The following is a 9,595-nucleotide window of genomic DNA, read 5'->3' as shown; positions in this document are numbered from 1 at the left end:
ATAGCCAGTTGCTTGGCCGCGCTGAGCGGTCACCCCCCGAAGCCCGTAGGGGCGCGGCTTTTGCCGCGCGGGGTTGACGGCGAAAGCGCGGACCGAGCAATAATGGCCATGCCATGAATGCGTCACGCCGTAACGCACCAAATCGATGCGTTCGGCGTCAGCTTAGATCGACCCTGGAGTAAATGACCTTGCAACCCCTCGACAACCCGTTCGGCACGAGGTTGCCACCCATGTCTTAGGTACGATCTGTGACCAATGTCTCCGGTCTGGACAGAGCGAAGGCTGGTGGGGGAGGCAGGACTCGAACCTGCGAAGCCATGAGGCGGCTGATTTACAGTCAGCTCCCTTTGCCACTCGGGACACTCCCCCGCTCGACGGCAGCACAATCGGGCCGGACCTTGCCGGCGGACCGAAGACGGCCATGGAACGTGAAGGCCGCGACAACCCGTATCGGGGCGCGACCGGGCGCGTTTATGGGCGAAGCGATGGGGCAAAGTCAACCGAGGCAAGCAGCTAAAATCGCGCTCGCAGGCACCGAAATTGCCATATTCCGGAACCCATGACAGAAGCGAGCCCATGAAGGATCAAAAATTCGGCCCCAAGGGGGCTCGCGGCGGCGCTAAGCCCTTCAACCGGCCCGGAAAATCGGCCGGCCGGCCGGCTTGGCGCGACCGTGATTCGCAAAGCGATGGTCCCGTCATTCTCTATGGCTGGCACACCGTCGCCATGGCGCTGGCCAATCCTCGGCGCCGGATCCGCAAGCTGACGCTGACCGAGAACGCCGCACGGCGCCTTGCGGAAGAGAACATCGAGACCCGCGTGCCGCCCGAGATCGTGCGGCCCCAGGAGATCGACCGGCTGCTGTCGGCCGACGCCGTGCACCAGGGCCTCCTGGCCGAGGCCGAGCCCCTGCCCTCGCCCGATATCGAGACCTTGACGCAGGAGGGCATGGTGCTGGTGCTCGACCAGATCACCGACCCGCACAATGTCGGCGCCATCCTGCGCTCGGCCGCAGCGTTCGCGGTGAAGGCGATCGTCACCACGGCGCGCCACAGCCCGGAGGCGACCGGCGTGCTGGCCAAGGCCGCCTCCGGCGCGCTCGAGCTGGTCCCGATCGTCACGGTGCAAAACCTCGCCCGCGCGCTGACGGCGCTGAACGAGCGCGGCTTCCAGACCGTCGGCCTCGACAGCGAAGGCAGCGAGGATATCAGCGACGTCGCGCTGCGCGAGCCGCTTGCACTGGTGTTGGGAGCCGAAGGCAAGGGCCTCCGACAATTGACCCGCGAGACCTGCAGCGTCGTGGCGCGGCTCGATATGCCCGGCGAGATCAAGAGCCTCAACGTCTCGAACGCCGCCGTGCTCGCGCTCTATGTCGGCGCCAGCCGGCTCGGGCTGATGAAGCGCTAGTAGAACAAAACGCCCGTCCGCATCGCGCGAACGGGCGTTTCGCAAATCTCAACCGATCAGAGATCAGTAATAGCGGCGCAGCACGCGGTGGCCGCCATAGTAGTACGGCGCCGGCGCGCGGCGGTGGGCGTAGCCGTAGCGCGGACCATAGCCATAGTGCACGCGCGGCAGATAGCCGTAGCGCGGGCCGTAGCCGTAGCGATACGGCCGGAAGTACGGGCGGCGATAGGGATAAGCGGCCGGCGGCGCGACCGCAGCGGCACGATAGCCATAGCCATAGCCGTAATTGGCGGGCGCGACGACCGCATCCTCACGATAGGTCGGATACGGCGCGAAGGCGCCCGGACCGGTATAGGTCGGGCCCTGGTTCACATAATAATACTGCGTGGTCGGCTCGGCGAGACGCTCGTAGGCGCCGTAGCCGTAGCCATAGCCATAGCCGCCGCAGCCGGTGTTGCAGCCGGTATACACCGGCGCAACCGGTGCGCACGTGTTGAAGCCGCAGGCCGCGGCAGGCGCAGCCCCGACAAACATCACGGCGGCGGCCGCGACCAGTCCCGAAATCATCTGACGCATTACTCTCTCCTGTTGATTTCCGTTTTTTGGATTTTCACGTTTCTCAACCCGGCGGCTTGCCGGGTAGCTCTGTGTGCGGCCGCGGCCGAGGGGGCCGAAGACGGTCGTTGATCTCGGGCGCGTAGATCACCGGCGGCGGATCGACGGGCACGTCCATCTGCGGCGGCAGCGGCGCGGACGACGCGCCCCAGCTCTGGTGGTAGCTCTCGGCGGGCTTCGGCAATTTGCGGTTCGCAGGCGGCTCGACCTCGAGCCGGCCGTAGCCGGGCCGCAGATCCAGCGTTGGATAATAATGACCGACGTCGTCGGGCTGCCGCTCGGCGATATAGCGTCCACCATAGATTGTGGGCTGTACCTGCTGGTTCTTGCCGAGGCCCCAGACACCCTCGACCACGCTATAGGACGCGTCGATGTTGTTGATGATGATCGGCACGCCGGGACGGCCGGGCACGACGATATCGAAGCCCTCGCCGGCAAACGCCGTCGCAGGCAATCCGATCAGAAAGGCGGCGAGCGCGACGGCGCGCATGAGGAGACCCCGGTTATGCGGATACAACCTAACCGATCGCGACGCAGAGAGGGTTAAGGCCTGCTCACCAAATTCCGGTAAGCCTAACGTGCAAGGATTGCGCGCCACTCAAATGCTGCACAGCGAACTAGCTAAGCGTTAACGGCGCGGGATTCCGCCGCCGGAACGGCGCCGCTGTGCTCACATCCGTTTGACTGTTCCCTTACGAAAAATCCCAGGGTTGCATCGGAACGTCCGGCGCCGTCAGCGTTTAGCTCCCGTCAACAAAATGGGAGCGACGAACCATGAACATCAAGCTTCTCGGGGCCACGGCGATTGCAGCGACCATGCTGGCGGGCTCTGCCATGGCGCAGGCGGTCGTCACCAATCCGGGCCGCTGCTCGGCGCAATTCCCCAACGCCAACTGCCAGAACCTCGGCCCCGGAAATCCGTACACCGATAGCGGATACCGTCATCGCCGCGCGTCCTATCGTCAGACCAATGCCGACCGGTATAACGACTGGAACAGGAGCCGCACCGGCTTCTGGCCGACCGACGTCGCGGCCGGCGTCGCCGGCGCCGCGATCGGCACCGCCGGCGCGATTGCCACCGCCCCATTCCGCGCCTGGGACAATTCCTACGCCTATGACCGTGGCTGGGACAATCGCGGATGGGACACCCGCACCTACGCCCAGCGCAACGGCTTCGTCTGTACGCCCGGCACTTACTTCACGGGCGCAGACGGCCGCCGGCACATGTGCCAGTAAGGCACTCTCAAGCGAACGCAACTTGTCAGGCGGCCCCCCGGGGCCGCCTGACACATGTCTCAAGGGCGGTCCGCGGGTTCTGGCACTTTCCAATCAAGTCTGGTATTGCGGCGCACGGGCGGATAGCCCCGGTCGATGCCGGGCCCGGCCCCGCTTTCCAGCGTCGCCGGCTTAGCTCAGCGGTAGAGCAGCGGTTTTGTAAACCGAAGGTCGGGGGTTCAATCCCCTCAGCCGGCACCATTGGTTTAGACACCGCGTCGTGGCCGACCAGGCAAGAACCAAATCATCGGTTTGGCGTTATCCTCCACCATAGAGCCGTCTCGCGGAGGTCTAGTGATGGACCCGAATGATCGGGTAGCCTTAGCCCTGTCCGCTGTCGCCTTGGCGATCGCCATTGTGGTTGCATCGACAGTCACGTTAGAGCGCGTCAATACCCGTACCGCCAGCAACGACGCACCTCCCGGAACGGTAGGACTCGCCAGGCCTCACCCGCCGCTGGACCGTGCTCCCGGTGAACCGATACAGACGTCAGGAGCACCGTCCAACGCAAGTCATCGGCAGCGTCCTTGACCGAACACCGGCCGCGACCAGCCTGGTCGGTCCCGGCAGCGAAAGTGAAACAGCGCCGCAACTGCATCTAGCATCGATCATCGGACATCCTCCAGCCGCCAGAGCCCAAGGCTCTTGTCGCGCCAGCCGCCACCGCCCTCCTCGCAACGCTCGTTGATCAGCGCGTGCGGCGCCGGCCAGTCGAACGGCGCCTTCTCCATGTTCAGCGCCCGCCAATCGCCGTCCTCGCAATCCCGATTGCCCTCCCATTCGCGAAAGGTGGTGACCAGCAGGAAGCGCGCGCCGCTCATCCGAAATTGCCCGAGGGCGCGAATGATATTGGCAAAGCTCAGATGCACCAGACAGTCGCGGCAGAGAATGATGTCCGCCCGGCAACGCATCGCGCGTGATGTCGGCGACGAGAAAGCGGCCCAACGAACCGTCGCCCACGACACGCCGGCGGTTGGCTTCGGTCAGCGGATGCCGGTGTAATCGACATCGAGCTCGAGCCGGCCAATCCAACCGGCATCGCCGCAGGGCGCATCCAACAATGAGCGCGCGCCGAGCCGCTGCAGCAGCGCAGGAAGCGCCTCCCGGATCGCGGCGGTCGCGGGGTCCTCCGAGCCGAGGCCAGACACCGAAGTGGCCGCGCCCCAAAGGTTGGTGCGCTCGATCCGCTCGAACCGTGCGGCGAGATCGAGGCCGGCGAAATTCTCGCGGTCGGCGAGGAAACGTTCGTGGGCGAGCACGGGAGGGCGATTGGAGATCATCGGACGAGCCTCGAGCCAAGTCGCGAGCCAGTGTACCTCGCCTCAACATGAGGTAGCATGCGCATGCGATGCGCTCCACCACGTCCAAAGAGAAAGCCGGGACCGCCGCCGGTGCGGTTACGGCCCTCGTGATGACCGCCGTCCTGTTCGCGATCGCAATGGGTTTTCTGCTGGCGCGATAGGTCGCTGCAAGGCCGGATCGGAACAAGGACGTGCGTCACTCGTTCTCGACCCATGCGGATCAGGGAAGAGAACCGAAACATGATTCTGCTGGCGACGGTGACGCTGTGCTGTGGCGCCGTGGCCGGCACATTGACGCTGTTAGAACCTGTGCTCGGGCCAGCGCCGGAGAAGCCGTCCGCCGAGCGGGTGGCAATCGACGCCACTGCTCAGACGGTCCGGGTGGTCGGCGCGCCGTTCGAGCCCAACGTCAATCCGCGCGCGCGGTAGCGCTCACCGCGGCGAGGCCTCCTTGCCCTCCTCGGGCCGGGCATGGGCACGCGCCAATTCTTCCACAAACGCGATTACCTCTGCCCGCTTGTTGGGCGGCAGCGACAGGAACGCACGGATGAGCCTCAGCCCCTCCACCTCGCCCGGGCGTTCTTTTGTTGTATCCATTCTTCTAGTTTCAGGCGACCGGGAAAAATATGCAATCCAAATATGCAATTCCTTGCAAGACCTGCTTGATTCGACGCCGCCGCTTTGCTGGAATAAGCGCGGCTGAGGTGGATCATGAAATGGATCAGGGAGCGCGACGCACTGATCGCGCAGACACTGGCCTTCGTCCAATCGGTGACCGGCAGGAAGGATGATCCCCTTCAGCCGGATGCGCCTGTGGTTGGCTCGACCGCCGCAGTGCAGATCGCCGCCGTGGAGGCGGTCGCCGTCCAGTTCGACCCGCCGCAAGCCCCCCTTCCGCCCCGGCCCGCACCTCTCCCGCCGCCGCGGGCAAGTGGTGATTTCCGCACCGAGATGCAGGCCCGCATCGCCAATTTCCGCAAGCATCAGGAGCGCTTCGAGCGCGAGCGTGAGGAATATTGCGCGGCGACCCTGACCAAATTGCGTGCCGCCATTCGCGACGCATCCGGCCCACCGGCCAAAAAATAAGGCCGCCCGGTCAGGGGTCTACAGCCAGGACCAGACGAGCCAGAGATTGGCTGCGCAGGCGCCGAACAGCGCCAGCGTAAGGGGCAGGAGCATGTGCCCGCAGGATGTCTTCAGGTCGCTCGTCATGGCGGAAAACATCCTCTGATTCCGGCGGATGAGTCCCAGGGATTCTTTTTTCCGGGATTCAGGGCTCATTAAGGACTCAGGGCCGGCGGCCATCGATCACGGCGCCGTGATCAAACCGCGGGCCGGAACCCCTTCCGGGCGAGTTCGTTAGCTGGGTTTCTTGGAGCGGGAAGAATGCCCTACGCCCTGTTCTGCAACGACGCCCAGATCAGCAAGGCCTATCCGAGCGAGTCCGACGTCTGGAAGCTCGCGCAACGGAGTGGCCTCGTCGTGGACGTGATGGCGGACAACGAGCGGCCGGGACCGCGCCGGGTGCTCGACAACGACTACGAGATCGCGCCTTGCCAGGCAGCTCAGGGCGAGGACCCCGCCAAGAACAAGGCTGAGGCCGACCAGCAGTCGAGGATCGAGCTTGAACTGAGTTCCTGAACTCCGGCACGAAACCGGAGCGGAGCTCAGGGCGTGGCGGCCGCGAGCGAGGCCTGCTCGCCGGGCATTGCCACGCAGGCCTTGCGGCGATGCAGCCCACGGATGGCGCCGGTAACCTTCAGCACCTTGCCCGACTGACAGGAAGCGTCCTTGACGAAGGCGACCTCATAAGGTGCCAACATCAGAGGCTCGGATTTGAGGATTGTCTGTGCAGAGCACGGCAGGCAGGAGAAGCATGAGAGCACCACTGCCGACACCAAGATACGCATGTCCGTCGTCCCACCAGCCCGGTAATTGTCATATAACGTGTTCCGGAGCGCGACAAAAATTATTTTTGCTTTACGTCAGCTCCATGACGCACGTGAGAAGGCGCGCCAGCATCGTTTGCAAGCAAATGACGCGCCAGATGGTTCACGCAAAGCAAACGAAACGAGATGGCGGCAGGCGGAAGACCGGCAAACGAAAGGCCGGCGGAGCCGGCCTTTGTCGGGTCTTGGATCGTTGTCAGTAGCGGGTGCCCGCCGGCCCGCCCCAGCCGAAGCGGTAGTTCACACCGACCTTGACGGTATGGTCGTCCTCCCGGCCACGAACGCCGACGATGTCGGCCGGGCCGGAGGTGAAGGTGGTGCTGCCGAAATTGTAGTACTGGTATTCGGCCTTGGCCGACCAGTTCGGCGCGAACATGTATTCGAGGCCGGCGCCGACGGTATAGCCGTCCTTGCTGTTGCCGGTGGTGGTGAAGGCCTGCGGCACCCCGGCGATGTTCACGCCAAGGCCGTTATTGCGCCAGGCATAACCGCCTTTGGCGTAAAGCAGCGTCGGTCCCCAGGTGTAGCCGATGCGACCAGTCACCGACCCGATCTGGTCGGTGTTGGAGGTGACCTGCGTGCCCAGCGGGAAGGTGACACCGTTGTTGTTGGTCGGCAGCCAGGAATACTGAGCCTCGACACCCATCACCCAGTTGGGCGCGAACTGGTAGTCGAAACCGCCCTGCACGCCGCCCATGAAGCGGGCGTCGCTCGACTGGAAGCTGCTGTCGCCGGCAAACGCGCCGCCGACATGGCCGCCGATGTAGAAACCGGTCCAGTTATAGATGACCTGCGGCGGCGTATAGGCCGGAGCCTTGGTATAGGTGCGCGGCTGCATGTCCGCGGCGGCCGCCGGTGCGGCCAGCGCCAGCAGAGCTGCTGCACCGAGCAAAATCGACTTCATGATCATCCCCGTTCTTTCATTTACGACACTCGGGAAACAACGTGGCGTGATTTGGGTTGCTTCGCGGCGATGCCGGAACGTTGATCGTTCGTTACTGTGACGGGTTGGCAACAATGCGATTTTGTTCCGTCACGTCGACTGCGCAAGGCCGCCGCAACGTTTTGTCGCAAGACGAAACCCCCCCGTTCAAAGCTCGCCGAAACGTGATCCAGCGGCTCCGGCTGCTTCTGTCTAACGTCAGGCGATGAAGACGTGCTTTGCGCTACCGCGTCATCTTTTCCAGTTCCGGAAAGGGAGCGTAAACCGCACCGGCGCAGAGATCGCTGGTCCGGTCGACCACGCGATCCGCTCGGCCGTTGACGAAGATCACGGCCCGCTCTCGCATGGCCTTGTAGCTGCCATCGGTCTCGCGCGGGGTGAAGTGCAGGCAGCTCACATAGAATTGCCGGCCGCCGACCTCACGCTGCATCGGCTCGGCCATGCTGGCATCGTGCACGCCGACCGGATTGTTGAGATAGGTCCGCATCAGGGCCAGCGTGTCGCTCCGGAAATTGTCGGGAAACGGCTGCGGCCCGCCGGCCTGTGTCTCCCCCAGCAGGGTTGGACGGTCACCGTCGCTGCCGAAACATGCCGCAAGCGCCAGCGGCAACGCCAGGATCACCGCACATCTCGCCAATCGCCCCACAGGCCCCCGCTCTCCGCTCGATCAGATTCGGAGACGTTCTAGCCTCAAGCCTGCGCGAAGGGAATTCGCTTGCAGCGGCGCAAACAGCGCACCGGCCCGCCGCCGGCACCTCGGGCTTTCGCGCAAGGTGTGGCGAACGGACCAGGCCTGACGTCCGCGCGCGGCGGCGGGGCAATGCCAGGGATGCCGCCGCGCGGGATCAGTCGTCAGTTGCGCTTGTCTGACGTCGCCGACTTAGTCACGTCCGGCTGTGCCTTCTGCGACTGCTTGGCCGAGACCTGCTTGTGGTGATGGCGATGCTTGCGCACGGTCTTGTGCTCGTCGGTCGTGACCGCGGCGTTGGCGTTCATCGCCTTCGACTTGGTCTCCACCTTGGCATCCGCCTTGACATCGGGAGCCTTTACATCGGAAGCCTTGGCGTCCGTAGCCTTGACGCCCGCGTCCGGTTTCGCGGCGGTGGTCGCCGCCTTGGTCTGGCTCTGGTCCGCCTTGATCACCGGGGCTGTCGTGGTGGTCTTGCCGGCTTCAGCGGCGAAGGCGGGAGCTGCGATCACGGAAGCTGCGAGCAAGGCTGCGGAAATCGTCTTCAACATGGTGGTCTCCTCTTGGAAGGATCTTGAGGCGGCGCCCTCTCGTCACCCCTTCGATCGTGGGTCGGAGCCTAGGCGGGGCGCACTGAACCCAGTCTGAAGCCCCTTGCAGGCTTCCGTTCATCTCGATGACAAGTTTGTCATCCGCGGCTGGGCGAATGGCGAGATCCGGCGAATAGATCGTGCGAAGCGGGAATGTTTCTGCCCGATGGGTGTTCCGGTCTTTGGGCAATCGTGTAGGATCGCCACGTTCCATACGGGAGACTTTAGATGCGCAAACTCTCAACGCTTGTTGTGCCGGGCCTCGTCGTCATGACGTTGGCGGCTGCGCCGGTGCTGTCCAGCGCCTACGCCGCTGGCAGCGACGAGCCGTCCTCGCCGCCGAAATCGGACTCCTCGTCCAAGAAGGGCAAGAAGAAGAGCTCTTCCGTCAGCGATCCCAAATTCCTCGCGGCCTATCGCACCGCCTACACCGCGATCTACGACAAGCACGATTACACCGGCGCGATCGACCAGCTGAAGTCTCTCAAGCGCGACGACGTCGCCGACGTCGCCAACCTGATCGGCTATTCCTATCGCAAGCTCGGCGACTACCAGTCGTCGAAGGTCTATTACGAGCTGGCGCTGAAGGACGATCCAAACCACGTCCGCACCTGGCAGTATTACGGCCTCTGGCAACTCGAGCAGGGCAACCGCGAACAGGCGCAGTATCATCTGAATAAGATCGCCTCGCTCGCCGGCACCGACAGCTCTGAATATCGCTCGCTTGCCGCAGCGCTCGACAAGCCGACCGGCGCAACGCTCGTCTACTAAAGACATCGCATCTAACGAAGCGGACGGGCACAACCTCAGGGTTGTGCCCGTTCTGC

Annotated in this window: 13 protein-coding genes, 2 tRNA genes and 1 pseudogene; 7 read left to right on the top strand and 9 right to left on the bottom strand. The window is 64.1% G+C overall.

Translation table 11 applies throughout. The features are described 5' to 3' along the window. Window positions 1-283 precede the first annotated feature (283 nt). A tRNA-Tyr gene (locus YU9_RS0134275) sits at window positions 284-369 on the bottom strand. Between the two features lie 207 nt (window positions 370-576). Between YU9_RS0134275 and rlmB the strand changes: the two genes are divergently transcribed. Continuing rightward, on the top strand, window positions 577-1,407 hold the full coding sequence (gene rlmB / locus YU9_RS0134270) for a 23S rRNA (guanosine(2251)-2'-O)-methyltransferase RlmB (RefSeq protein WP_027576813.1): 831 nt from the start codon (window positions 577-579) through the stop codon (window positions 1,405-1,407). Window positions 1,408-1,470: 63 nt separating this feature from the next. Here the strand turns inward: rlmB and YU9_RS0134265 are convergent, their stop codons facing one another. Both YU9_RS0134265 and YU9_RS0134260 read right to left on the bottom strand, forming a co-directional pair. After that, on the bottom strand, window positions 1,471-1,983 hold the full coding sequence (locus YU9_RS0134265) for a hypothetical protein (RefSeq protein ID WP_027576812.1): 513 nt from the start codon (window positions 1,981-1,983) through the stop codon (window positions 1,471-1,473). A 43-nt stretch (window positions 1,984-2,026) separates the two neighbouring features. Next, window positions 2,027-2,512 carry a hypothetical protein gene (locus tag YU9_RS0134260; RefSeq protein WP_027576811.1) on the bottom strand — a complete coding sequence of 162 codons (486 nt, stop codon included), beginning with the start codon at window positions 2,510-2,512 and terminating at the stop codon, window positions 2,027-2,029. Between the two features lie 284 nt (window positions 2,513-2,796). Here YU9_RS0134260 and YU9_RS0134255 point away from each other — a divergent pair, with 284 nt between their 5' ends. Both YU9_RS0134255 and YU9_RS0134250 read left to right on the top strand, forming a co-directional pair. Then, entirely contained in the window at window positions 2,797-3,258 is a 462-nt protein-coding gene (locus tag YU9_RS0134255) for a hypothetical protein (RefSeq protein ID WP_027576810.1), read from the top strand. A gap of 165 nt (window positions 3,259-3,423) precedes the next feature. Continuing rightward, a tRNA-Thr gene (locus tag YU9_RS0134250) sits at window positions 3,424-3,498 on the top strand. A gap of 407 nt (window positions 3,499-3,905) precedes the next feature. Here YU9_RS0134250 and YU9_RS43345 read toward each other — a convergent pair. Beyond that, window positions 3,906-4,577, bottom strand: a pseudogene (locus YU9_RS43345) (class I SAM-dependent methyltransferase). Between the two features lie 261 nt (window positions 4,578-4,838). Between YU9_RS43345 and YU9_RS0134235 the strand changes: the two are divergent. Then, window positions 4,839-5,027 carry a hypothetical protein gene (locus tag YU9_RS0134235; RefSeq protein WP_027576809.1) on the top strand — a complete coding sequence of 63 codons (189 nt, stop codon included), beginning with the start codon at window positions 4,839-4,841 and terminating at the stop codon, window positions 5,025-5,027. A 3-nt stretch (window positions 5,028-5,030) separates the two neighbouring features. On the opposite strand, the gene YU9_RS49360 is transcribed toward YU9_RS0134235, so the two are convergent. Then, window positions 5,031-5,195 carry a hypothetical protein gene (locus tag YU9_RS49360; RefSeq protein WP_198028346.1) on the bottom strand — a complete coding sequence of 55 codons (165 nt, stop codon included), beginning with the start codon at window positions 5,193-5,195 and terminating at the stop codon, window positions 5,031-5,033. A 114-nt stretch (window positions 5,196-5,309) separates the two neighbouring features. On the opposite strand from YU9_RS49360, the gene YU9_RS0134225 reads away from it, so the two are divergent. Together YU9_RS0134225 and YU9_RS0134215 are read left to right on the top strand one after the other, a co-directional pair. Beyond that, window positions 5,310-5,684, top strand: a complete 375-nt coding sequence (locus YU9_RS0134225; RefSeq protein WP_027576808.1) for a hypothetical protein — start codon at window positions 5,310-5,312, stop codon at window positions 5,682-5,684. A gap of 300 nt (window positions 5,685-5,984) precedes the next feature. Then, window positions 5,985-6,239 carry a hypothetical protein gene (locus YU9_RS0134215; RefSeq protein WP_027576807.1) on the top strand — a complete coding sequence of 85 codons (255 nt, stop codon included), beginning with the start codon at window positions 5,985-5,987 and terminating at the stop codon, window positions 6,237-6,239. A gap of 26 nt (window positions 6,240-6,265) precedes the next feature. On the opposite strand, the gene YU9_RS51270 is transcribed toward YU9_RS0134215, so the two are convergent. The 4 genes from YU9_RS51270 to YU9_RS0134195 all read right to left on the bottom strand — a co-directional run bounded on the left by YU9_RS51270 (window position 6,266) and on the right by YU9_RS0134195 (window position 8,729). Then, window positions 6,266-6,508, bottom strand: a complete 243-nt coding sequence (locus YU9_RS51270; protein ID WP_027576806.1) for a hypothetical protein — start codon at window positions 6,506-6,508, stop codon at window positions 6,266-6,268. A 235-nt stretch (window positions 6,509-6,743) separates the two neighbouring features. Continuing rightward, window positions 6,744-7,451: an outer membrane protein gene (locus YU9_RS0134205; protein WP_027576805.1), complete on the bottom strand. Its 708-nt coding sequence runs from the start codon at window positions 7,449-7,451 to the stop codon at window positions 6,744-6,746. Between the two features lie 262 nt (window positions 7,452-7,713). Then, window positions 7,714-8,109 (bottom strand): hypothetical protein, encoded by a 396-nt coding sequence (locus tag YU9_RS0134200; RefSeq protein ID WP_036018838.1) that lies wholly within the window; start codon window positions 8,107-8,109, stop codon window positions 7,714-7,716. A gap of 233 nt (window positions 8,110-8,342) precedes the next feature. After that, a complete protein-coding gene (locus YU9_RS0134195; protein ID WP_027576803.1) occupies window positions 8,343-8,729 on the bottom strand; it encodes a His-rich protein BRANT in 387 nt (128 codons plus the stop codon). Window positions 8,730-8,996: 267 nt separating this feature from the next. On the opposite strand from YU9_RS0134195, the gene YU9_RS0134190 reads away from it, so the two are divergent. Further along, complete coding sequence (locus tag YU9_RS0134190; protein WP_027576802.1) at window positions 8,997-9,539, top strand: lipopolysaccharide assembly protein LapB; 543 nt, start codon at window positions 8,997-8,999, stop codon at window positions 9,537-9,539. The last annotated feature ends 56 nt before the right edge of the window (window positions 9,540-9,595 follow it).

This window comes from Bradyrhizobium sp. WSM1743 (assembly GCF_000473065.1).
In the GTDB taxonomy this organism is placed as follows: domain Bacteria; phylum Pseudomonadota; class Alphaproteobacteria; order Rhizobiales; family Xanthobacteraceae; genus Bradyrhizobium.
This window is presented reverse-complemented; position numbering and strand designations above follow the sequence as displayed.